The organism is Pseudomonas sp. Sample_14 (genome assembly GCF_004307515.1).
GTDB lineage: Bacteria > Pseudomonadota > Gammaproteobacteria > Pseudomonadales > Pseudomonadaceae > Aquipseudomonas > Aquipseudomonas atacamensis.
The window spans coordinates 47,301-70,586 of sequence record NZ_RCOC01000071.1 but is presented as its reverse complement, the minus strand read 5'-3'; the positions used below and the strand labels follow the sequence as shown (position 1 = coordinate 70,586).

Genomic DNA, 23,286 nt, shown 5'->3' with positions numbered 1-23,286 from the left:
CGGGATCCGCGTCTCAGTCAAAACTGGGAATAATGTTGGCCTTGTCGATCATATCGATCGGCAACAGGAACTCGTGGTCTTCTACCTGCACCACGACGTCCTGCTCTTCTACACCGCGCAGAAGGCCCTGAAAATTGCGTCGACCTTCGAAAGGCGAGCGCAGCTTGATCTTCACTTGTTCACCGGCAAATTTGGCAAACTGCTCAAGAGTGAACAGCGGGCGCTCCATGCCAGGCGAGGAAACTTCAAGGGTGTATTCAACGGAGATCGGATCTTCAACATCCAGAACACCGCTGATCTGACGGCTGACAATGGCGCAATCGTCCACCAGCACGCCACCCTCTTTATCAATATAAACGCGCAACATCGAGTGACGACCCTGAGCCGAAAACTCGATACCCCAGCATTCATAGCCCAGGGCCACGACCACCGGGGCCAGCAAGGCCTGCAACTCTTCTAGCTTGCTCGACACCTGAACCCCCTAGTGCATGATATGTGCATGCTTTGCAAAATAAAAAAATGGGCATAACGCCCATCCTTGAAACGCCGTCGAACAGCGGCGTTGAAAGTATCCAGCTAACAAAAAGCCCCTTAAAAGGGGCTCCTTAAACTGGTTGCGGGGGCCGGATTTGAACCGACGACCTTCGGGTTATGAGCCCGACGAGCTACCAGACTGCTCCACCCCGCGACAAAGCTGGGGCGGAAGTATACGACCGATCCCTTTTAGGGTCAATGTAACCTTCCACCTGCAAGAAAGCCCGCAACAGCGGGCTCTCCTGACTAATTGGTACCGAGAAGGGGACTCGAACCCCTACACCCTATGGGCACAACCACCTCAAGGTTGCGTGTCTACCAATTCCACCACCTCGGCAATACTACGTTTGGAACTCTTCTTACTTCTGCTCTTGAGCTGGAGGCACGTCAGTCGCTGGAGTAGCCGACTTTTGCTCTTGAAGCACCGGGACATCATCAGAAGCCGGTTGTTGCTTAGGTACTTCCAACACTGCTGGATCTGGAAGACCTGCTTGAGTCAGCTGATGAGCTTTCTCTTTAGCAAAGTAACCTAACCCCAAGCTGGTTATGAAGAAACCGGCGGCAAGTATAGCAGTAAACTTACTAAGAAAGGTAGAGGAACCTTGGCTTCCGAACACAGTATTTGAAGCACCTGCTCCGAAAGACGCGCCAGCGTCCGCACCCTTACCCTGCTGCAGCAAAACCAGAGCAACTACGCCCAATGCACCCAGCAGATGAAAAACGACTACGACTGTTTCCAGCATTTTTTCAGTTTCCCGCGGCGCGACAGATCGCACCGAACTCATCTGCATTCAGGGAAGCTCCACCAATGAGCCCCCCATCGATATCCGGCATGCCGAACAGTTCGACCGCATTGGCCGCCTTCACGCTGCCGCCGTATAGAAGCCGCACACCTCGTGCGACTTCAGAATTCTCTGCCGCCAACTGCTCGCGAATGGCTTTATGCACATCCTGAGCCTGTTGCGGCGTTGCAGTCAGCCCGGTACCAATGGCCCAGACCGGCTCGTATGCAATCACTGCCTTGGCAAAGGCACCGACACCCAGCTCCTCGATGATGCTGCCCAGCTGACGCCCGACAACTTCAAGAGTTTTTCCGGCTTCGCGCTGCTCGAGGGTTTCCCCTACACACAACACCGGAATCAAGCCACATGCCTGTGCCGCTGCGAACTTGCGATTCAGCATCCCGTCTCGCTCGCCCATAATCTGGCGGCGTTCGGAGTGCCCGACAAGCACCAGGGAACAACCTGCATCCACCAGTTGGCTGGGAGCAATCTCACCAGTCAACGCACCTTGCATGGCTTCCACCGCAGAATTCTGCGCGCCGACCGAAATCGACTTGCCTTTCAAGCCATCAATCACTTGATTGATATACAAGCAAGGCGGGAACACCGCGACATCAACACCGCCTGGCAAGGCCAGATGACGAAGGCCGTTGATCAGCTCAGCGACGCTGGCGCGGGTACCGTGCATCTTCCAGTTACCAGCTACCATAGGGCGACGCATGCTGTACCTCGTCGGTCAAAGTGGGCGCAGATGTTACCCAACACAATCATGGCTTGCAAGCCGTATCAGGCAGAAACTTCGGTTACCAGTTTTGCCAGCTCTTCGGCATAGCCGCGAACCTGGTTTTCGTCCTCGCCTTCGACCATTACGCGCACCAGAGGCTCTGTGCCGGACTTGCGCAGAAGCACGCGACCGCGCCCCGCCATCGCCTGAGTGACACGGGCACTGGCTTCCTTGACAGCAGGATGCTCCAGTGGGCTTTCACCGCCGCCAAAGCGAACGTTGATCAGCACCTGAGGGCACTTGCGCAACGCCTGGCGCGTTTGTGCCAGACCTTCATTGCGGGATTTCAGAGCCATCAACACCTGCAAGGCCGCAATGATGGCGTCGCCCGTGGTGGTGTGGTTGAAGCAGACCACATGCCCGGAATTTTCCCCGCCTACGAGCCAGTTGCGCTCTTGCAGCTCGGCAATCACGTAGCGGTCACCGACATTGGCGCGAACGAACGGGATCGACAGATCCGCAAGGGCCAGTTCGAGACCAAGATTGCTCATCAAAGTACCGACGACGCCACCCTGCAACTTGCCACGCTCATGCAGATCGCGGGCAATGATAAACAGCAGGTCGTCACCATCAACAATGGCGCCGGTGTGATCGACCATCAATACCCGATCGCCATCACCATCGAAGGCGATACCCAGGTCCGCATGCTCGGCCAGAACGGCGGCCTGCAACGGCCCCATATGCGTGGAACCGCAGTTATCGTTGATGTTCAGCCCGTTCGGCTGAGCGGAAAGCACGACGACTTCGGCACCCAATTCACGGAAGACGCTCGGCGCTACCTTATAGGTCGCACCATGCGCGCAGTCGATAACGATCTTCAGGCCGGCGAAATTGGTCCCGGTAGGCACGCTGCTCTTGCAGAACTCGATGTAGCGGCCCGATGCATCATTGATTCGCGACACTTTACCGATCTTGCTCGACTCGACGACGGTCATCGGCGTATCCAGCAACTCTTCGATCATCAGCTCCAATTCATCGGGCAGCTTGGTGCCTTTGCCGGAGAAGAACTTGATGCCGTTGTCATCATGCGGGTTGTGCGAAGCACTGATCACGATGCCGGCTTCAGCCTGGAACGTACGCGACAGATAAGCGATGGCAGGCGTCGGCATCGGGCCGAGCAGCATCACATCGGCACCCGCCGAGGTCAGCCCGGCCTCGAGTGCCGACTCGAACATATAGCCGGAGATCCGCGTGTCCTTGCCGACCAGCACCTTGCAGGCACCCATCTTGCGAAAAGCCATACCAGCAGCCCAGCCGAGCTTGAGCATGAAGTCAGGCGTGATCGGGTATTCACCTACACGACCGCGAATGCCGTCGGTACCAAAATATTTCTTGCTCATAAGTGCTCCATCATTCTTATTCGGCTGATTCTACGGCCGCGATCATTCGCACTACATCGACAGTTTCCGCCACGTCGTGGACGCGCAATATCCGCGCGCCCTTGACCGACGCCAGCGCTGCCAGCGCCAGGCCGCCATGCAGACGCTCGCCCACGGGACGATTCAAAGCGTGGCCAATCATACTCTTGCGCGAAACACCTACCAGCAGTGGTCGACCCAGTGCATGCAGGGCCTCCATGTGTTTGAACAAGCTTAGATTGTGCTGCAGGGTCTTGGCGAAGCCGAAGCCGGGATCAAGAATGATCCGCTCGGCGGGAATACCCGCCTGCGCGCACTGATCCATGCGTTCGGCGAGAAACTCACCGACCTCGCGGGTGACATCCTGATACTGTGGATTGTCCTGCATATCGCCCGGCTCGCCGAGCATGTGCATGAGACAAACCGGCAATCCGGTCGCCGCCGCCGCATCCAGCGCGCCATCGCGACGCAACGAACGCACATCATTGATCAGTCCGGCACCGAGCCGGGCGGTTTCGCGCATGACTGCCGGGGTGGAAGTATCGACCGAGATGATGACATCCAGCTCGCGATTGATCAGCTCGACAATCGGCGCGACGCGCTCAAGTTCCTCCAGAGGAGAGACCGCTCGCGCGCCTGGCCGGGTCGATTCGCCGCCGACATCGATCAGCGTCGCGCCAGCCAACACCATCGCTTCGGCGTGGCGCAAAGCCGCATCGAGCTGGCTATAGCGACCACCATCGGAGAAAGAATCAGGAGTGACATTGAGAATGCCCATGACATGCGTCTGGGCCAAATCAAGAACCCGGTTGCCGCAAGGCAACCGGGTCAGGGACTGTACAGAAGTCATTTCAAGCCTTAAACGTCAGCAGCCGGACCGCCAATCGGTTTTTCCGGACGCTCGTCCTGCACGACAGGCGGCGGAGGCGTACCGGTGCCACCCGACCAGTCGCGAGGTTCGCGAGGTGTGCGGCCAGCCATGATGTCGTCGATCTGCTCGGCATCGATGGTTTCGTACTTCATCAGCGCATCAGCCATGGCATCGAGCTTGTCACGGTTATCCGTGAGGATCTGCTTGGCGGTGCCGTAGCACTGATCAATGATGCTGCGCACTTCGGAATCGATCAGCTTGGCGGTCTCACCGGAGAAGCTGGCAGCCTGGCCGCCACCGCCGCGACCGAGGAACACTTCGCCCTCTTCTTCGGCATACATCAGCGGACCGAGTTTTTCCGACAGGCCCCATTTCGTCACCATGTTCCGGGCAATCTGACTTGCACGCATGATGTCATTGGACGCACCGGTGGTCACACCGTCGAAGCCCAGGGTCATTTCTTCAGCGATACGGCCACCGTACAACGAGCAGATCTGGCTGATCAGCGCACGCTTGGACAGGCTGTAGCGATCTTCCTCCGGCAAGAACATGGTCACACCCAGCGCACGACCGCGCGGGATGATCGACACCTTGTAGACCGGATCATGCTCAGGCACGACGCGACCAACGATGGCGTGGCCGGCTTCGTGGTAAGCAGTGTTCTGCTTTTCTTTCTCGGACATGACCATGGATTTGCGCTCGGCGCCCATCATGATCTTGTCTTTCGCCAGCTCGAACTCTTTCATCTCGACGATGCGTTTGCCGCTACGAGCAGCGAACAACGACGCTTCGTTGACCAGGTTGGCCAGGTCAGCACCGGAGAAGCCAGGAGTACCACGTGCGATCACTGCCGGAGCAACGTCGTCGCCCATTGGCACTTTGCGCATGTGCACTTTCAGAATCTGCTCGCGACCACGAATATCCGGCAAGCCGACGACCACCTGACGGTCGAAACGGCCCGGACGCAGCAGCGCAGGGTCGAGTACGTCCGGACGGTTGGTCGCAGCAATCACGATGATGCCGTCATTCATTTCGAAGCCGTCCATCTCCACCAGCAACTGGTTGAGAGTCTGCTCACGTTCGTCGTGACCGCCACCCATGCCGGCGCCACGATGGCGACCCACGGCATCGATTTCGTCGATGAAGATGATGCAAGGGGCGTGCTTCTTGGCCTGCTCGAACATGTCGCGGACGCGGCTGGCGCCGACACCGACGAACATTTCGACAAAGTCGGAACCGGAAATGGTGAAGAACGGCACTTTCGCTTCGCCGGCAATCGCCTTGGCCAGCAAGGTTTTACCGGTACCCGGCGGGCCGACCATCAGTACGCCGCGCGGGATACGACCGCCCAGACGCTGGAACTTGCCCGGATCACGCAGGAACTCGACCAGCTCGCCGACTTCTTCCTTGGCTTCGTCGCAACCGGCAACGTCAGCCAAAGTGGTTTTCACCTGATCTTCGGAGAGCAGGCGTGCCTTGCTCTTGCCGAAGCTCATCGGCCCGCCCTTGCCACCGGCGCCGCCCTGCATCTGGCGCATGAAGAACATGAACACCGCGATGATCACCAGGATCGGGAAGCTGGCCACCAGGAGCTGAGTCCAGATGCTTTGCTGTTCAGGCTGCTTGCCTTCAACCACAACATGATTGTCGACCAGATCGCCGATCAGGCCATTGTCCTGAATTGCCGGACGAATGGTCTTGAAGCTGTCGCCATCGGTGCGCTTGCCGGTAATCACATAGCCGTCAACGGCTACGCGCTCGACCTTGCCATCCTTGACCTGCTGGATGAAGTCGGAATAGTTGAGGGTCTGCGGCTCGTTAGGGCTGGAGAAGTTGTTCATCACCGTCACCAGGACTGCCGCGATGATCAACCACAGGATCAGATTCTTTGCCATATCGTTCAATTAACTACCCTCTGAAGCAAGCTCCGCTACTGGCGCGCGCTTCGCATGATATTCACCGGCCTAACTTACTACATTACCTACAACTCTGGCAGGCGCCGTCTGTAACCCTTTGTGAAACACTTTCTACACAATATTCGCTTATGCCTGCAGAGCGAAATATGAAAAACCTATCGCACTGCCGAAAAACCTCGTTTTACGCATCACCGCCACGATAACCCCAGGCCAGCATGTACTGCTCACGGGAGCTGCCACGGGAAGAGTCTGGCTTGATCATCTGGATCTTGTCGAATTTCTTCCGAGCGTCCTTCAGATAAACATCAAACCCTTCACCCTGAAAAATCTTGATGACGAAATTGCCACCGGGCTTGAGGATCCGCTCCGCCAGGTCCAGCGCCAGCTCACAGAGGAACATGGCCTTGGGCATATCCACTTCGGGCGTACCACTCATATTGGGGGCCATATCGGAAATCACAAGGTCAACCTGCGAATTACCCACGGCCTCCAGGATTTCAGCGAGCACCGAGTCCTCCGTGAAGTCGCCCTGGATAAAATGCACGTCTGGGATGCTGTCCATTTCCAGGATGTCCGAAGCGATCAGACGACCCTGACCGCCGATCAACCGACTGGTCACCTGGGACCAGCCACCCGGCGCGGCGCCGAGGTCGACCACGCTCATGCCCGGACGGATGAGTTTGTATTTTTCCTGGATCTCCAGAAGTTTGTAACTTGCACGCGAGCGGTAGCCATCCTTCTGCGCCTGCTTCACATAAGGATCGTTGACATGTCTTTTCAGCCAACCAAGGCTTGTCTTGGAACGCGCCATTGGGCACCTCGATGATTAGGGTCGTGATTAGTTGGGCGGATCCACGAACCCTCGGGTAAAATGGACGCCATTTTACAGAATCCAGACGAAAGGGTCAGATTATGCCGCTCACTCCAGAGCAGAAGAAACAGTACAAATCCATCGGCCACCACCTCAAACCAGTGTTGACGGTAGCGGACAACGGTTTGACTGAAGGTGTTTTAGCCGAACTTGAACGCGCCTTGGCCGATCACGAGCTGATCAAGATCAAGCTCAATATCCTCGATCGCGAGTCGCGCCTGGCGCACATCGCCGAGCTGTGCAAGGTCGGCAAAGCGGACCTGGTTCAGGTCATCGGCAAGATGGCTCTGGTCTACCGCAAGAACTTCAGCGCCAACAAGCAGCTGTCGAACGTTCATCGCTTCAAGTGATGTGCAGGGTCAAGGGTGTGCTTCGCGCACCCTGCCACTCCATCCCGGCACCGGCTGCATGACCAGCACCAACCCGGAAAATCCCAGTACCAGATAACTGAATACCTGCCAGCGCTGCGCATCCGGCCAGCCGACACGCACGGCGACATACATCGCGCACGCGTACAACGCCATCAACAGCACCTGCCCGCGAAAATCCCGCCATAGACTGGCAAGGCCCTCGGCCTGTACCAGCACCAAAGCCTGAAAGATCACGCACAGAGCGGCGAACCCCACCACCAGCACTTCGAATGCACTGGCCACTTCGTCGATCAACAGCGGCGCCAGGCCGATCTGGCCCAACGCCGGCTGCAAACCGATATGAATCAACCATAGGCCACCGACCCAAAGCATCTGGGTCAGTTGCCAAAGCATGGCGCCCGCATGCAGCGGGCGCCTTCTTTCAGATGTGACGAACTTCGACAATCTCGTACTCGATCACGCCGCTTGGCGTTTTGACGGCGACAACGTCACCCTCTTCCTTGCCAATCAAGGCGCGGGCCAGCGGCGAACCGACAGAGATCTTGCCGAGTTTGAAGTCAGCCTCATCCTCACCCACGATGTGGTAAGTGACGCTTTCATCAGTCTCGACGTTGGCGATCTCGACGGTAGTACCGAAAATCACTTTACCGGTGTGAGGAATGGTCGTGACATCGATGATGACCTGGTTCTGAATCCGGCCTTCGATGTCACGAATACGCGCTTCGACCATGCCTTGCTGTTCGCGGGCAGCATGGTATTCAGCGTTTTCCTTCAAGTCACCCAACTCGCGGGCCGTACCGATGTCCTGGCTGAGCTTCGGACGGACGACCTTGGTCAGGTGAGCATGCTCCTCTTCCAGGGCGCGAGCGCCCTGAACAGTCATTGGGTACTTGGTTATGCTCATGCCTTCAATCCTGCGTGTAGATCCTGCAAGCGGCGCACGGTCTTTTCCGGACCGAACTTCAGCGCTTCGCAGATCGCTTCGCCCGCAGCGATAGTGGTGGTGCAGTAAATCTTGTGCTGCAGGGCATTGCGACGAATGGAGTACGAATCGGCGATCGACTGACGACCTTCGGTGGTGTTGATGATCAGCGTGACTTCGTCATTCTTGATCATGTCGACCACGTGTGGACGACCCTCGGTCACCTTGTTCACGCGGCGCACTTTCAGGCCTGCGGCTTCGATCAGCTTGGCAGTGCCGGCAGTGGCGACCACTTCGAAGCCCAAGTTGATCAGATCACGGGCCACGCCTGCAACCAGTGGCTTGTCGTCATCGCGCACGCTGATGAACGCGGTACCGCCGGTCGGCAGCACTTCGCTGGCGCCCATCTGCGCCTTGGCGAATGCTTCACCGAAGGTGTCGCCGACGCCCATTACTTCACCGGTCGACTTCATCTCTGGGCCGAGGATCGGGTCAACGCCAGGGAACTTGGCGAACGGGAACACTGCCTCTTTCACGCTGTAGAAGTTCGGGATGATTTCTTTGGTGAAGCCGATTTCCTTCAAGGTCTTACCGGCCATCACGCGCGCGGCGATCATGGCCAGGGAAACACCGATGCACTTGGAAACGAACGGCACGGTACGCGAGGCGCGCGGGTTGACTTCGATGACGTAGATATCTTCGCCCTGCAAGGCCAACTGAACGTTCATCAGGCCGACAACGCCCAGTTCCAGAGCCATTTTCTTGACCTGTTCGCGCATCTCGTCCTGGATGTGCGCCGGCAGCGAGTACGGCGGCAGCGAGCACGCGGAGTCACCGGAGTGAACGCCCGCCTGTTCGATGTGCTGCATGATCGCGCCGATCACTACATCTTTGCCGTCGCAGACCGCATCCACGTCCATTTCGATGGCGCAGTTGAGGAAGTGGTCGAGCAGCACCGGGCTGTCGTTGGACACTTGCACCGCGTCACGCAGATAGCGCTTGAGTTCGTCTTCTTTGTATACGATTTCCATCGCACGGCCGCCCAACACGTAGGACGGGCGCACCACCAGCGGATAACCGATCTTCGCCGCAGCGCGAACAGCTTCATCTTCGCTACGCACAGTGGCGTTTGGCGGCTGACGCAGGTTCAAGCGCTCGACCATTTGCTGGAAGCGCTCACGGTCTTCGGCGCGGTCGATGGCGTCAGGGCTGGTGCCGATGATCGGCACGCCAGCAGCTTCCAGGGCGCGAGCCAGTTTCAGCGGAGTCTGGCCGCCGTACTGGACGATCACGCCTTTCGGCTTCTCGACGCGGCAGATTTCCAGCACGTCTTCCAGGGTTACCGGCTCGAAGTACAGACGGTCGGAAGTGTCGTAGTCGGTGGAAACGGTTTCCGGGTTGCAGTTGACCATGATGGTTTCGTAGCCGTCTTCGCGCAGGGCGAGCGCAGCGTGAACGCAGCAGTAGTCGAACTCGATGCCCTGGCCAATACGGTTCGGACCGCCACCCAGGATCATGATCTTGTCGCGACCCGACGGCGCTGCTTCGCACTCTTCCTCGTAGGTCGAGTACAGGTAAGCGGTGTCGGTAGCGAACTCGGCGGCGCAGGTGTCAACGCGCTTGTAGACCGGGAACACTTCCAGCTTCTGACGGTGCGTACGCAGGTTTTTCTCGGTGACGCCCAGCAGCTTGGCCAGACGCTGATCGGAGAAGCCTTTGCGCTTGAGCTTGAACATCAGGTCGCGGTCGATCGAGGACAGACCGAGGGTCTTGACCTTCTCTTCGTCCTTGATCAGGTCTTCGATCTGCACCAGGAACCACGGGTCGATCATGTTCATGCCGAAGATGTCTTCGACCGACAGGCCGGCGCGGAAGGCGTCAGCCACGTACCAGATACGCTCGGCGCCCGGCACGGTCAGTTCGCGCTTGAGCACGCTCATGCTGTCCGGGTTGCTCAGATCGAGCTTCTCGTCCAGACCGCAAACGCCCACTTCCAGACCGCGCAGGGCTTTCTGCAGGGATTCCTGGAAGGTCCGGCCGATGGCCATGACTTCGCCGACCGACTTCATTTGCGTGGTCAGGCGTGCGTCAGCCTTGGCGAATTTCTCGAAGGCGAAGCGTGGCAGCTTGGTGACGACGTAGTCGATCGACGGTTCGAAGGACGCCGGGGTCTTGCCGCCGGTGATGTCGTTCGACAGCTCGTCGAGGGTGTAACCCACAGCCAGTTTGGCCGCGACCTTGGCGATCGGGAAACCGGTGGCTTTCGAAGCCAGTGCCGAGGAACGCGATACACGCGGGTTCATTTCGATCACGACCATGCGGCCAGTGTTCGGGCAGATACCGAACTGCACGTTCGAACCGCCGGTCTCGACGCCGATCTCGCGCAGTACCGCCAGCGAGGCGTTACGCAGGATCTGGTATTCCTTGTCGGTCAGGGTTTGCGCAGGAGCTACGGTGATCGAGTCACCGGTGTGCACGCCCATCGGGTCGAAGTTTTCGATCGAGCAGACGATGATGCAGTTGTCCTTTTTGTCGCGGACAACTTCCATTTCATATTCTTTCCAGCCGATCAGCGATTCGTCGATCAGCAGCTCTTTGGTCGGCGACAGGTCCAGACCACGGGCGCAGATTTCTTCGAACTCTTCACGGTTGTAAGCGATACCGCCACCGGTGCCGCCCATGGTGAAGGACGGACGGATGATGCACGGGAAACCGAGGGTTTCGAGAACCGCGTTGGCCTCTTCCATGCTGTGGGCAATGCCGGAACGCGGGCATGCCAGGCCGATGGATTTCATCGCCTTGTCGAAACGCGAACGGTCCTCAGCCTTGTCGATGGTGTCGGCATTGGCACCGATCATCTCTACGCCGAACTTCTCCAGAACGCCTTCGCGCTCCAGGTCCAGGGCGCAGTTTAGAGCGGTCTGGCCGCCCATGGTTGGCAGTACGGCGTCCGGACGCTCTTTTTCGATGATCTTGGCCACGGTCTGCCACTTGATCGGCTCGATATAGGTGGCGTCGGCCATGTCCGGGTCGGTCATGATGGTGGCCGGGTTGGAGTTCACCAGGATGACGCGGTAACCCTCTTCGCGCAGGGCTTTGCAGGCCTGGGCGCCGGAGTAGTCGAATTCGCAGGCCTGGCCGATCACGATCGGGCCAGCGCCGAGAATCAGGATGCTTTTAATGTCTGTACGTTTTGGCATGGTTTGTCACTCAAATCCGCAGGTCAGTCGGCAAGCCGTCTTGATCGATTTCTGAAGTCCCGAAGGGGCCGCCGGAACCGGGGCCGCCCTCGAGGGCTTCTCTCTACAGTCTCAAGGCGAACGCTTAGCGTCGCTTGGCCATCTCGTTGATGAAGCGGTCGAACAGTGGCGCAACATCGTTCGGGCCCGGGCTCGCTTCAGGGTGACCCTGGAAGCTGAACGCGCTCTTGTCGGTGCGCTCGATGCCTTGCAGGGTGCCGTCGAACAGCGATTTGTGGATCGCGCGCACGTTGGCTGGCAGGGTGGCTTCGTCTACCGCAAAACCGTGGTTCTGGCTGGTAATCATCACCACGCCGGTGTCCAGATCCTGCACCGGGTGGTTGGCACCGTGGTGGCCGTGACCCATTTTCAGAGTCTTGGCGCCGGAGGCCAGAGCCAGCAACTGGTGGCCGAGGCAGATGCCGAATACCGGCGTCTCGGTTTCCAGGACTTCCTTGATCGCCTGGATCGCGTAGTCGCATGGCTCCGGGTCGCCAGGGCCGTTGGACAGGAACACGCCGTCCGGCTTCAGCGCCAGCACATCGGCGGCTGGAGTCTGCGCAGACACTACGGTGACGCGGCAGCCGCGCTCGACCAGCATGCGCAGGATGTTGACCTTGACGCCGTAGTCGTAAGCGACCACGTGATATGGCAGCTCGGAAGCTTCGATGGTCGCGTGGCTGTCGGTTTTCAGATCCCAGACAGTCGAGCGCCATTCGTACTGGGTCTTGGTGCTGACGACTTTCGCCAAGTCCATGCCCTTCAGGCCCGGGAAGCCTTGCGCAGCGGCGATGGCCGCTTCTTCGGAGATGTTGTCGCCGGCCATGATGCAGCCGTTCTGAGCGCCTTTTTCACGCAGGATGCGGGTCAGGCGACGGGTGTCGATACCGGCGATTGCCACAACATTGTTGGCTTTCAGGTAATCGGACAGGGACATCGTGTTACGCCAGTTGCTCGCTACCAGCGGCAGGTCACGGATGACCAGGCCAGCGGACCAGACGCGGTCGGACTCGGCGTCTTCCGGCGTGGTGCCGGTGTTACCGATGTGCGGGTAAGTCAGGGTAACGATCTGTTGGGCGTAGGAAGGATCGGTAAGGATTTCCTGATAGCCGGTCATTGCGGTGTTGAACACCACCTCACCAACGGTCTGACCGTCGGCTCCAATGGCTTCGCCGCGAAAAATGCTGCCATCAGCAAGGGCGAGTATGGCTGGCTTAGTCAAGAAGACCTCCCGTAAATAACGCATGAAAGGGCAATCGCAGGTTGTAAAAAAGCGGAGTGACGTATGGACACGTCACCCCGCTTCTTCACTGAAATTATTCTGCGCGCTTTTAGTGGACACACTAAAGCTGTAGCTTACAGAAAAGGGCGTTTTTGGTCCACCGCTAAAGAGCCTTAAAGGCCGGAGAATGCGACAGGTCGTCGCCAAGCGGTAAAAACCGGCGCAAAACGGGACGTTTGCGCCGGGTTCAGCAACGACTCAACGCAGGTCGAGCACGTCTTGCATGTCGTACAGGCCCGGCTCGCGACCGTCCAGCCACAGCGCCGCACGCACCGCGCCCTTGGCGAAGGTCATGCGGCTCGATGCCTTGTGGGTGATCTCGACGCGCTCGCCATCGGCAGCGAACAGCACGGTGTGATCACCAACGATATCGCCAGCACGCACGGTGGCGAAACCAATGGTTTCACGCTCACGCGCACCGGTCTGGCCTTCACGACCGTAGACCGCGACCTTCTTCAGATCACGCCCCAGGGCATCGGCAATCACTTCACCCATGCGCACAGCCGTACCTGACGGAGCATCGACCTTGTGGCGGTGATGGGCTTCCATGATCTCGATATCGACATCGTCGCCCAGCACGCGCGCAGCGGTGTCGAGCAACTTCAGGCAGAGGTTGACGCCGACGCTGAAGTTGGCGGCGAAGACGATCGGAATGTCCTTGCCCGCCTCGGCCAGCAATTGCTTCTCTTCAACACTGAAACCGGTGGTGCCGATGATCATCGCTTTGCCGTGTTTGCGGCAGAACGCGAGGTTCTTCAGAGTCACGGTCGGGTGAGTGAAGTCGATCAACACATCGAACTCTTCAACCACACGATCCAGATCACCTGACAGCGGTACGCCGATACGGCCCAGCGCTGCCAGCTCACCGGCATCCGCGCCAACCAGCGTGCTGTCGGGACGATCGACCGCCGCCGTCAGACCGGCGCCCGGCGTCTGCTGCACCGCTTCAATCAGGGTCTTGCCCATGCGCCCGGCGGCGCCCATCACTGCAATACGTCGCATGCCGACTCCTTACAAATCGCCGAAGAAACGCTTCACACCGTCGAACCAACCGGTGGTTTTCGGCGAGTGGCTGTTGTCGTCGGCCAGGGAGCTGCGGAATTCTTCCAGCAGTTCACGCTGACGACGGTTGAGGTTGACCGGCGTTTCCACAGCGACACGGCACATCAGGTCGCCGGCACCGCCGCCACGCACTGGCGCAACGCCTTTGCCGCGTACGCGGAACTGCTTGCCGGTCTGCGTGCCTTCAGGAATTTTCAGTTTGACCCGACCGTCGAGGGTTGGAATCTCCAACTCACCGCCCAGTGCAGCGTCGACGAAGCTGATCGGCACTTCGCAGAACAGATGCTTGCCGTCACGCTGGAAGATGTCGTGTTCGCGCACGTTGATCACAACGTACAGGTCGCCAGTCGGCCCGCCCTGGGTACCCGCCTCGCCTTCGCCGGACAGACGAATGCGGTCGCCCGTATCAACACCGGCAGGCACTTTGACCGACAGGGTTTTGTACTCTTCGACACGACCGTCGCCGTGGCAGGCGTCGCACGGATCGGAAATGATCTTGCCCTGGCCATGGCAGCGCGGGCAGGTCTGCTGCACCGAGAAGAAGCCCTGCTGCATGCGCACCTGACCGATGCCGCCGCAGGTCGGGCACGTCGTCGGCGACGAGCCTTTCTTGGCGCCGGAACCATCGCACGGCTTACAGTTGACCAGTGTCGGAACGCGGATATTCACCGACGTACCGCGCACCGCTTCTTCCAGATTCAGCTCCAGGGTGTAGCGCAGATCGCTGCCACGCTGAGCGCCGCCACGGGCACCGCCGCGACCGCCACCGAAGAAATCACTGAAGACATCGCCGAAGATGTCCGAGAAGTTCTGGCCACCGAAGCCGGCACCGCCGCCGCCCATGCTCGGATCGACGCCGGCATGACCGTATTGATCGTATGCCGCGCGCTTGCTGGCGTCGGACAACACTTCATAGGCCTCGTTGGCCTCTTTGAATGCTTCTTCCGAAGCTTTGTCGCCGGGATTACGGTCGGGGTGGTGCTTCATGGCCAGACGGCGATAGGCCTTCTTCAGGTCCGCTTCGCTCGTGCCCCGCTCGACACCCAATACTTCGTAATAGTCACGCTTTGCCATAAGTTCTTTGCACTCTTAAGGACGTTCGGCAAACCCCTCCTGAGCCTCGCCAAACTCGTTGAGCCCCCATTAAGGCCCGGACCCAACTCACGTCAATTCAACGATCCTGGTCTTGATTGATGCGGTATCTGCGGCGCGAAAAGCAGGAGCATTCCCGGCCATACCACCAACATCCGAACGGTGTCGCATGCTGTAAAAATTCACGTATTCCAGATACGCCAACGCGGGAGGCAAGCTCCCGCGCGGCGACATCCTACCAGTCACCGCCGCAAGGCAGTCAACCGGGCGACCAACAACTTACTTGTGGTCTTTGACTTCTTCGAACTCGGCGTCGACAACGTCGTCAGCCTTCTCAGCCGATTCGCCTTGCGGGGCTGCGCCATCAGCTGGCTGAGCCTGTTCGGCGTACATCTTCTGAGCAACCGGAGCGGAGACTTTCGACAGCTCTTCAACCTTGGCTTCGATGGCAGCCTTGTCGTCGCCTTTTACGGCGGCTTCCAGCGCAACCACAGCAGCTTCGATTGCAGTCTTCTCTTCGGCGGTGACCTTGTCGCCCGCGTCAGCGACCATCTTGCGAGTCGAGTGCACCAGCGCATCACCCTGGTTACGGGCAGCGGCCAGCTCTTCGAACTTGCGGTCTTCCTCGGCATTCGCCTCGGCGTCACGCACCATGCGCTCGATTTCTTCGTCGGACAGACCGGAGTTGGCCTTGATCACGATCGACTGGGTCTTGCCGGTAGCCTTGTCTTTCGCGCCGACGTGCAGGATGCCGTTGGCGTCGATGTCGAAGGTCACTTCGATCTGCGGCACGCCACGTGGAGCTGGTGGAATGTCGGCCAGGTCGAACTTGCCCAGCGATTTGTTCTGTGCGGCTTGCTTGCGCTCACCTTGCAGAACGTGAATGGTCACAGCACCCTGGTTGTCGTCGGCAGTCGAGAACACTTGCGATTTCTTGGTAGGAATCGTGGTGTTTTTCTCGATCAGCGCGGTCATCACGCCACCCATGGTTTCGATACCCAGGGTCAGCGGGCTGACGTCGAGCAGCAGCACGTCTTTCACGTCACCGGCCAGAACAGCGCCCTGAATCGCAGCACCCATGGCAACAGCTTCGTCCGGGTTGACGTCTTTACGTGCTTCTTTACCGAAGAAATCGGTAACCAGCTTCTGTACCAGCGGCATACGAGTCTGACCACCGACCAGAATCACGTCGTTGATCGCGCTGACGTCGATACCGGCGTCTTTCATGGCAATGCGGCAAGGTTCGATGGTGCGCTGAACCAGGTCTTCAACCAGTGCTTCGAGCTTGGCACGCGAGATCTTCACGTTCAGGTGCTTAGGACCGGTCGCGTCTGCAGTGATGTACGGCAGGTTGACGTCGGTCGACTGAGCGGACGACAGCTCGATCTTGGCTTTCTCAGCGGCTTCTTTCAGGCGCTGCATCGCCAGCGGGTCACCTTTGAGGTTCATGCCGCTTTCTTTCTTGAATTCGTCAACGAGGTAGTCGATCAGACGAATGTCGAAGTCTTCACCGCCGAGGAAGGTGTCACCGTTGGTGGCCAACACTTCGAACTGGTGCTCGCCGTCAACTTCAGCGATTTCGATAACGGATACGTCGAAGGTACCGCCACCCAGGTCATAAACGATCACGGTGTGATCGCCCTTGGCCTTGTCCATACCGTAAGCCAGAGCAGCTGCGGTTGGCTCGTTGATGATACGTTTTACGTCCAGACCAGCGATGCGGCCGGCGTCTTTGGTGGCCTGACGCTGGCTGTCGTTGAAGTAGGCCGGAACGGTGATCACCGCTTCGGTCACTGCCTCGCCGAGGTAGTCTTCGGCGGTCTTCTTCATCTTCTTCAGAATTTCAGCCGAGATTTGTGGCGGTGCCATTTTCTGGCCGTTCACTTCTACCCAGGCGTCGTTGTTGTCAGCCTTGACGATCTTGTAAGGGACCATCTGGATGTCTTTCTGCACAACTTCTTCGTCGAAACGACGACCGATCAGACGCTTTACCGCGTACAGGGTGTTGTGCGGGTTGGTTACAGCCTGACGCTTGGCCGACTGACCTACCAGAATTTCGCCATCGTTGGCGTAAGCGATGATCGACGGCGTGGTACGCGCGCCTTCAGCGTTTTCAATAACTTTGGCTTTGCCGTTTTCCAGCACGGAGACGCAGGAGTTGGTAGTCCCCAGGTCGATACCGATAATTTTGCCCATGTTCACTCTCCCGAAACTTTGGATTTTGTTGCCGCAGCAGTGGTGGCTGACTGCGGTAGCACTTAAACGCTTGACTTCTAAATGGGGGCCTTGCGGCTAATTTCAAGCCTGCTCGTCAATCGAAGGCGAAACCGGTGCCGGCGCCTTGCTGACCACGACCATCGCCGGGCGCAACAGGCGACCATTGAGCTGGTAGCCCTTCTGGAAAACCTTCAACACGCTGTTCGGCTCGACGTCGGCACTTTCCTGCATGGCCATCGCCTGATGGTGAACGGCGTTGAACGGTTCGCCATGCGGATCGATCGCTTCAAGCTGGTAGCGCTTGAGGGTGTCGTGGAACATTTTCAGGGTCAGCTCGATACCTTCGCGCATCGGGCGGATGCTTTCGTCGTCCGGGCTCGACAGCTCAAGGCCGCGCTCCAGGCTGTCGACGATCGGCAACAGGTCGCTGGCAAATTTCTCAAGGGCAAACTTGTGCGCCTTCTCGACGTCCTGCTCGGCACGGCGGCGAACGTTCTGCAGATCGGCAGCAACACGCAGAGACTGATCCTGCGCGGCGGCCAATTGCTCTTCGAGCACTTGCACACGGGTCGCCAGGTCGTCACCCGAACCTTCGGGCGCCTGATTGGCTTCTGGGTTTTGCGTATCTACTGTCTGTTCGTCAGCCATAGAATTCTCCTTTCAATTTCGTCCGCGAGCCTGACTCGCGCTTCTGCCCCGATATATGGGGCCGCAAAATCAGGCTTCAAGGGCTGAAAACCATTGTCCCTACAAAAAAGTGCTGAATACTCATTCTTGAATGCGCTAAGAAAACTTTTCGATCAAGCAAATCGAGCTAAGGGCGGGCATTGTCAGGCCTGAACAAAACACTGTATAAATAACCAGACCTCAAGCCTGGGAGCTGCCTTTATGCTGGTGCACCTGTCCGTACATAACTACGCCATCGTTGAACATCTCGATCTCGAACTTGATCGCGGGATGAGCGTGATCACAGGGGAAACCGGCGCCGGCAAGTCGATCATGCTCGATGCCCTGGGCCTCACCCTGGGTGATCGCGCCGACAGCGGCGTGGTTCGCCCGGGCGCTGATAAAGCCGACATTCTTGCCACCTTCGATCTTGCTGATATCCCCGAAGCCAGCGCCTGGCTTGCCGAGCGCGATCTGGAAAACGACGGGCCGTGCATCCTGCGCCGGGTCATCACCTCGGAAGGTCGTTCGCGCGGTTATATCAACGGCACGCCCTGCCCGCTTGGCGACCTCAAAGCCCTCGGCGAGCTGCTGATCGATATCCACAGCCAACACGAACATCAATCGCTGCTGAAAACCGACACCCATCGCCGCCTGCTCGACGAATACGCCGGCGCGACCGATCTGGCGCGTCAGGTGCAACTGGCCGCACAGCGCTGGCGCCAGACTCGCCAGGAACTGGAGCGCCTTTCCAACTCCGGCGACGAACAGCGCGCACGTCATCAACTGCTCAGCTATCAGCTCGAAGAACTGGAAAACCTCGGTCTCGGCGAAAACGAACTGGAACAGCTGGAGCAGGAACACAAGAACCTGACCAACGCCGAAACCCTGCTGGGCATTTGTCGGCAAGTGGTCGAGCAGTGCAGCGAAAGCGATTCCGGCAATGTCCTGAATGCGCTGACCGCCAGCCTCAATCGTCTGTCCAGTGTGAACAGCTCGGTGGGTGCGCTGGGTGAAGCCAGCAGTTTGCTGACCAGTGCACAGATTCAGGTAGAAGAAGCAGTCGGCGAGCTCAACCGCTTCCTCGACAACTTCGATGCCGACCCGGCTCGCCTGCAATACCTCGAAGAACGTCTCGATGCGATCTACACACTGGCGCGCAAACACCGGATTCAACCGACCGAAGTCGGCGAGATGCAGCAGAAGCTGCTCGATGAAATCGAAACCCTCAACGCCAACGATGAATCCATCGAGCGCCTGGGTGAAGAATTGGCGGCCTACGCCCGCCACTATCAAGAGAAAGCGTGCGAGCTGAGCGACCTTCGTCATCAGGCGGCCGGCAGCCTCGCCAGTGCGGTGGAGCAGGAAATCCAGCGCCTGGGCATGCCTGGCGGCCGATTCACCATCGAACTGAAAGCCAACAGCAGCGACGAGTTGCTGCCGAATGGTCTGGAACAGGTCGAACTGCTGGTCAGCGCCAACCCGGGCCAACCGCTCAAAGCGCTGGCAAAAGTCGCCTCCGGCGGTGAGCTGTCGCGGATCAGTCTGGCGATTCAGGTCATTACCGCCCAGACCTCCCGCGTGCCGACGCTGGTGTTCGACGAAGTGGATGTGGGTATCGGCGGCCCGACTGCCGAGATTGTCGGCCAGTTACTGCGCCGTCTCGGTGATCGCGGCCAGGTCTTGACCGTGACGCACTTGCCGCAAGTGGCAGCGCAAGGTCATCAGCATCTGTTCGTGCACAAGGTCCGCGACGAGAAGGCGACTCACACCGCCGTCGCCAAGCTCACAAAGAACGAGCGCATCGAAGAAGTCGCGCGCATGCTCGGCGGCATCGATCTGACCAAGGAATCCCTGGCTCACGCGAAAAAAATGGTGGTGACCGCCAAGGCGTAACAAATAGTAGAAAGCACGAAGGCGACCCTTGGGTCGCCTTCGTTCGTTTCGCGAATGTGAAATTCGCGCGACATGCTTACTTTTTCTTGCGCACGTACAGCACCAGGTTGTGATCAACCATTTCGAAGCCATGCTTCTCGACGATCGATTTCTGAAGTTTTTCGATTTCTTCGTCGAAGAATTCGATCACTTCACCCGATTCCACGTTGACCATATGGTCGTGGTGGCCACCGTCAGCCAGTTCGAAGACCGCGTGGCCGCCGTCGAAGTTGTGGCGGACCACGAGGCCGGCCGCTTCGAACTGAGTCAGTACACGGTAAACCGTGGCCAGACCGACGTCCTCACCAGCTTCCATCAACGCCTTGTAGACGTCCTCGGCACTCATGTGACGCTGCTCGGTAGAGTCGAGCATTTGCAGGATCTTGACCCGTGGCAGGGTCACTTTGAGGCCGGCTTTGCGTAGTTCGCTATTTTCAACCATGGTCAGCTTTCTCGCGATGCTGCTTCGCAGCTTCTCTTAATGCGGGTATGATCGGCGTTTACGTTGTCCCAGCCAAGATAGTGGAAGTCGCCCACCGATGCAAAACACCAAGCTCTTGCTAACCAGTTTCACCTTTGTGGGACTGCTCGCACTCGCCGGTTGTTCATTCCCCGGGGTTTACAAAATCGACATCCAGCAGGGCAATGTCGTCACGCAGGACATGATAGACCAGTTACGCCCGGGAATGACCCGGCCGCAAGTACGGTTTATCATGGGCAACCCTCTGCTTGCCGACACGTTCCATGCCGATCGCTGGGATTATCTGTACAGCCTGCAACCGGGTGGCGGTGAACGCCAGCAGGAACGAATCAGCGTTATCTTCAACTCCAACGACCAGCTCGTCAGCCTATCCGGTGACTTCATGCCCGGCGTGAGCCGTGATGAAGCCATTCTCGGCAAGGACAGCGGTACTACCGTGACCGCGCCTGCTGAAAACGCCGACAAGCCAGAAGCTGAAAAACCAGCCAAACCAGGCTCCTTGCTGGATCAGATCCAGAAGGACGTCGATGGTGTGGAAACCGTACCGGTTCCGACACCAGAGCCGCTGGACACCTCGCCGCAGTAATAGGCGAGGCAATAAAAAACCCGGACATTCCGGGTTTTTTATTGCCTGCCGTTTGGTCTGCTCAAGAATTGCGTGCTTTGGCCTCAGCAGCCTTGGCCGCGCGCAAACGTCGAACTTCTTTGGGATCAGCCAGCAGCGGTCGATATATTTCGATCCGGTCGCCCGCCTGAACAGGGCGAGAATCCGCGTCAGCCACGACCTTGCCAAAAATCCCCAGCGGGCACTGCGCCAGATTCAACTCAGGAAACTCTGCCGCGATGCCCGATTCGTGCACCGCCGCCCGAACGCTGACGCCTTCAGCGACGCTGATCGCACGCAGAACCTGGCGATCAACCGCCGCGTACACGACTTCTATCTCGATCACCGGCTTAACCATGCATCTGCTTGGCGCGCTGGCAGAAAGCATCCACCAGCTGGTTAGCCGCCTGATTGAACAGCGGGCCCAACGTAGCGCGCACCAACGGCCCGGCATAATCGAACGACAGATCCAGACTGATCTTGCAGGCCTTTTCGTTCAGCGCCTTGAATACCCAGATGCCGTGCAACTGAGTGAACGGGCCTTCTTCGAGATTCATCTCGATCGACTGCCCCGGCACCAGCGTATTGCGCGTGACGAAATGCTGACTGAGGCCGCCCTTCGCTACGCCGACACTGGCACGCATGTGTTCTGGGGAGCTTTCCAGCACTTCAGCCTCCGAGCACCACGGCAGAAACTCCGGGTAACGCGCGACGTCGTTGACCAGGTCGTAGAGAAACTGCGCCGGGTACGGCAGGAGCGCGGATCGTTGGATATGTGTCGTCATGTAAGCGTTACTTCCAGAGCTGAGCGGCAAAGACTACAAGAATGCCGATAGGCGCCACGTAGCGCATCAAGAACAGGGACAGGGCAAATAGAACCGGGTTACGGATGGACAATTCATCCCGCACCGCTTCACGCCCCATTACCCATCCCGCGAACAGCACGAAACACAAGCCACCAAGGGGCAACATGATCCGCGAGGTGAAGAAATCGATCACGCCGAAGAAGTCGAGACCGCTCTGCGCACCCCATTGATAGAGGCTGAACGCCCCGCCTTCGTTCACGAAAAACTTGGCTTCCTTCCAGATATTGAAAGAAAACACCGTGCCCAGACCAACGAACCAGCAGGTGAACGCAAGCCAGAACGTCACCCAGATGCGGCTGATTTTAGTGCGTTCAACCAGGTAAGCCACCATCGGTTCGAGTAGCGAAATAGCTGAACTCCAGGCAGCCACCGCGACCAGCACAAAGAACACCACGCCCATCAACTGGCCGAAAAAAACGTTACCAAAAGCAAACGGCAGGCTGACGAACATCAGCCCCGGGCCTTCGCTTGGATTCAGACCAGCAGCAAATACAATTGGAAACAATGCCAGACCGGCCACCAGCGATACGAAAGTATCCAACAGCGCAACACCGACCACCGTGCCCGACAGCGAGGTGTTCTTCGGCATGTAGGCGCCGTAGATCATGATGGAGCCGACGCCGACGCTCAGCGAGAAGAACGCGTGCCCCATCGCCGGCAGCAGGCCGTCGAGGACTTTTTCCGGGTGGAAGTCGAACATGAAATGCACGCCTTCCATGAAATGCCCGGTGGTCATGCTGTAGCCCAGCAGCACCAGAATCATCACGAACAGCAGCGGCATCATGATTCGCAGGCTGCGTTCAAGCCCGGCGACCACGCCTTTGGCGATCACGAAGGCCGACAGCAGCATGAAAATCGTGTGCCAAAGTGTCAGGCGCCATGGATTGGAGATGACATTGCCGAAATAGGCGCCGACCTGATCGGCCGTCGCGCCCTGGAAATCGCCACGGCCCATGTCGACGATGTAATCCAGCGACCAGCCGCCGACCACACTGTAGAAAGAAAGAATCAGCAGGGCCGTGATCATCCCGGCAAACGCGCCCCACGACCATTTCGCCGAGTGCCCGGCTTCCAGTGCCAACACCTTCAGGGCATTCGCCGGACTTTGCCGGGCGCGCCGGCCGATCAGGGTTTCCGCGAGCATGACCGGGACACCGATAAGCGCGATGCACGCCAGGAACATCAGCACAAAGGCACCGCCGCCGTAGACCCCGACCATGTAGGGGAACTTCCAGATACTACCCAGTCCCACGGCCGAACCGGTCGCGGCGAGTATGAATACCCAGCGGCTAGCCCAACTGCCGTGGACAGAAACCTTGTCTGTCGACATCGTTTATCACGCCCAAGCGTTAGAAAAAGAGGCCGCATTGTCCGGGATTCACTCAACCTGCTCAAGCACGCAGCAACACCGTAGCCGACAGCCGAACAACTCC

At 58.5% G+C, this 23,286-nt stretch carries 22 protein-coding genes and 2 tRNA genes; 3 read left to right on the top strand and 21 right to left on the bottom strand.

The genetic code is table 11. From position 1 onward, the window contains the following. Positions 1-13: 13 nt before the first annotated feature. The 9 genes from rimP to rlmE form a co-directional block, all read right to left on the bottom strand. Positions 14-472 (bottom strand): ribosome maturation factor RimP, encoded by a 459-nt coding sequence (gene rimP / locus D8U61_RS17190; RefSeq protein ID WP_007973115.1) that lies wholly within the window; start codon positions 470-472, stop codon positions 14-16. Positions 473-611: 139 nt separating this feature from the next. Beyond that, positions 612-688: transfer RNA gene (locus D8U61_RS17185), tRNA-Met, on the bottom strand. A 97-nt stretch (positions 689-785) separates the two neighbouring features. After that, positions 786-871: transfer RNA gene (locus D8U61_RS17180), tRNA-Leu, on the bottom strand. 22 nt (positions 872-893) lie between these two features. Next, positions 894-1,277 carry a preprotein translocase subunit SecG gene (gene secG / locus D8U61_RS17175; RefSeq protein WP_016771756.1) on the bottom strand — a complete coding sequence of 128 codons (384 nt, stop codon included), beginning with the start codon at positions 1,275-1,277 and terminating at the stop codon, positions 894-896. A gap of 4 nt (positions 1,278-1,281) precedes the next feature. Beyond that, positions 1,282-2,037 carry a triose-phosphate isomerase gene (gene tpiA, locus D8U61_RS17170; RefSeq protein ID WP_125927169.1) on the bottom strand — a complete coding sequence of 252 codons (756 nt, stop codon included), beginning with the start codon at positions 2,035-2,037 and terminating at the stop codon, positions 1,282-1,284. Positions 2,038-2,102: 65 nt separating this feature from the next. Next, the gene (gene glmM / locus D8U61_RS17165; RefSeq protein ID WP_110603491.1) at positions 2,103-3,440 is read right to left on the bottom strand and encodes a phosphoglucosamine mutase; all 1,338 of its coding nucleotides are present in this window, start codon (positions 3,438-3,440) and stop codon (positions 2,103-2,105) included. 16 nt (positions 3,441-3,456) lie between these two features. Beyond that, complete coding sequence (gene folP / locus D8U61_RS17160; RefSeq protein WP_056782869.1) at positions 3,457-4,308, bottom strand: dihydropteroate synthase; 852 nt, start codon at positions 4,306-4,308, stop codon at positions 3,457-3,459. An 8-nt stretch (positions 4,309-4,316) separates the two neighbouring features. Beyond that, positions 4,317-6,224: an ATP-dependent zinc metalloprotease FtsH gene (gene ftsH, locus D8U61_RS17155; protein WP_016771759.1), complete on the bottom strand. Its 1,908-nt coding sequence runs from the start codon at positions 6,222-6,224 to the stop codon at positions 4,317-4,319. A gap of 202 nt (positions 6,225-6,426) precedes the next feature. Then, positions 6,427-7,056 carry a 23S rRNA (uridine(2552)-2'-O)-methyltransferase RlmE gene (gene rlmE / locus D8U61_RS17150; protein ID WP_016771760.1) on the bottom strand — a complete coding sequence of 210 codons (630 nt, stop codon included), beginning with the start codon at positions 7,054-7,056 and terminating at the stop codon, positions 6,427-6,429. Between the two features lie 101 nt (positions 7,057-7,157). On the opposite strand from rlmE, the gene D8U61_RS17145 reads away from it, so the two are divergent. Beyond that, positions 7,158-7,466 (top strand): YhbY family RNA-binding protein, encoded by a 309-nt coding sequence (locus D8U61_RS17145; RefSeq protein WP_016771761.1) that lies wholly within the window; start codon positions 7,158-7,160, stop codon positions 7,464-7,466. 9 nt (positions 7,467-7,475) lie between these two features. Here the strand turns inward: D8U61_RS17145 and D8U61_RS17140 are convergent, their stop codons facing one another. The 8 genes from D8U61_RS17140 to grpE all read right to left on the bottom strand — a co-directional run bounded on the left by D8U61_RS17140 (position 7,476) and on the right by grpE (position 17,949). After that, complete coding sequence (locus D8U61_RS17140; RefSeq protein WP_130927366.1) at positions 7,476-7,880, bottom strand: MFS transporter; 405 nt, start codon at positions 7,878-7,880, stop codon at positions 7,476-7,478. 28 nt (positions 7,881-7,908) lie between these two features. Continuing rightward, positions 7,909-8,385 (bottom strand): transcription elongation factor GreA, encoded by a 477-nt coding sequence (greA, locus tag D8U61_RS17135; protein WP_038861135.1) that lies wholly within the window; start codon positions 8,383-8,385, stop codon positions 7,909-7,911. A gap of 2 nt (positions 8,386-8,387) precedes the next feature. Next, positions 8,388-11,609, bottom strand: a complete 3,222-nt coding sequence (carB, locus tag D8U61_RS17130) for a carbamoyl-phosphate synthase large subunit (RefSeq protein WP_016771764.1) — start codon at positions 11,607-11,609, stop codon at positions 8,388-8,390. Positions 11,610-11,733: 124 nt separating this feature from the next. Continuing rightward, positions 11,734-12,870, bottom strand: coding sequence for a glutamine-hydrolyzing carbamoyl-phosphate synthase small subunit (gene carA, locus D8U61_RS17125; RefSeq protein ID WP_130927365.1), 1,137 nt, complete (start codon positions 12,868-12,870; stop codon positions 11,734-11,736). A gap of 258 nt (positions 12,871-13,128) precedes the next feature. Further along, positions 13,129-13,932, bottom strand: a complete 804-nt coding sequence (dapB, locus tag D8U61_RS17120) for a 4-hydroxy-tetrahydrodipicolinate reductase (RefSeq protein ID WP_016771766.1) — start codon at positions 13,930-13,932, stop codon at positions 13,129-13,131. A 9-nt stretch (positions 13,933-13,941) separates the two neighbouring features. Continuing rightward, on the bottom strand, positions 13,942-15,066 hold the full coding sequence (gene dnaJ, locus D8U61_RS17115; protein ID WP_130927364.1) for a molecular chaperone DnaJ: 1,125 nt from the start codon (positions 15,064-15,066) through the stop codon (positions 13,942-13,944). Positions 15,067-15,363: 297 nt separating this feature from the next. Next, a complete protein-coding gene (gene dnaK / locus D8U61_RS17110) occupies positions 15,364-17,280 on the bottom strand; it encodes a molecular chaperone DnaK (protein ID WP_024011565.1) in 1,917 nt (638 codons plus the stop codon). A gap of 102 nt (positions 17,281-17,382) precedes the next feature. Then, positions 17,383-17,949, bottom strand: coding sequence for a nucleotide exchange factor GrpE (gene grpE, locus D8U61_RS17105; RefSeq protein WP_016771768.1), 567 nt, complete (start codon positions 17,947-17,949; stop codon positions 17,383-17,385). Positions 17,950-18,189: 240 nt separating this feature from the next. Between grpE and recN the strand changes: the two genes are divergently transcribed. Next, on the top strand, positions 18,190-19,863 hold the full coding sequence (gene recN / locus D8U61_RS17100; RefSeq protein WP_130927363.1) for a DNA repair protein RecN: 1,674 nt from the start codon (positions 18,190-18,192) through the stop codon (positions 19,861-19,863). Positions 19,864-19,939: 76 nt separating this feature from the next. Here the strand turns inward: recN and fur are convergent, their stop codons facing one another. Further along, a complete protein-coding gene (gene fur, locus D8U61_RS17095) occupies positions 19,940-20,344 on the bottom strand; it encodes a ferric iron uptake transcriptional regulator (protein ID WP_016771770.1) in 405 nt (134 codons plus the stop codon). A gap of 97 nt (positions 20,345-20,441) precedes the next feature. Between fur and D8U61_RS17090 the strand changes: the two genes are divergently transcribed. Beyond that, entirely contained in the window at positions 20,442-20,969 is a 528-nt protein-coding gene (locus D8U61_RS17090; RefSeq protein ID WP_016771771.1) for an outer membrane protein assembly factor BamE, read from the top strand. A 61-nt stretch (positions 20,970-21,030) separates the two neighbouring features. Here D8U61_RS17090 and D8U61_RS17085 read toward each other — a convergent pair whose 3' ends face one another. Genes D8U61_RS17085 through D8U61_RS17075 form a run of 3 tightly spaced genes read right to left on the bottom strand, consistent with a single transcriptional unit; the run spans position 21,031 to position 23,183 of the window. Next, complete coding sequence (locus tag D8U61_RS17085; protein ID WP_122880538.1) at positions 21,031-21,345, bottom strand: RnfH family protein; 315 nt, start codon at positions 21,343-21,345, stop codon at positions 21,031-21,033. Then, positions 21,338-21,772 (bottom strand): type II toxin-antitoxin system RatA family toxin, encoded by a 435-nt coding sequence (locus tag D8U61_RS17080; protein ID WP_016771773.1) that lies wholly within the window; start codon positions 21,770-21,772, stop codon positions 21,338-21,340. The genes D8U61_RS17085 and D8U61_RS17080 overlap by 8 nt, the downstream gene beginning before the upstream one ends. 7 nt (positions 21,773-21,779) lie before the next feature. Further along, the gene (locus D8U61_RS17075; RefSeq protein WP_016771774.1) at positions 21,780-23,183 is read right to left on the bottom strand and encodes a sodium-dependent transporter; all 1,404 of its coding nucleotides are present in this window, start codon (positions 23,181-23,183) and stop codon (positions 21,780-21,782) included. Between the last annotated feature and the right edge of the window lie 103 nt (positions 23,184-23,286).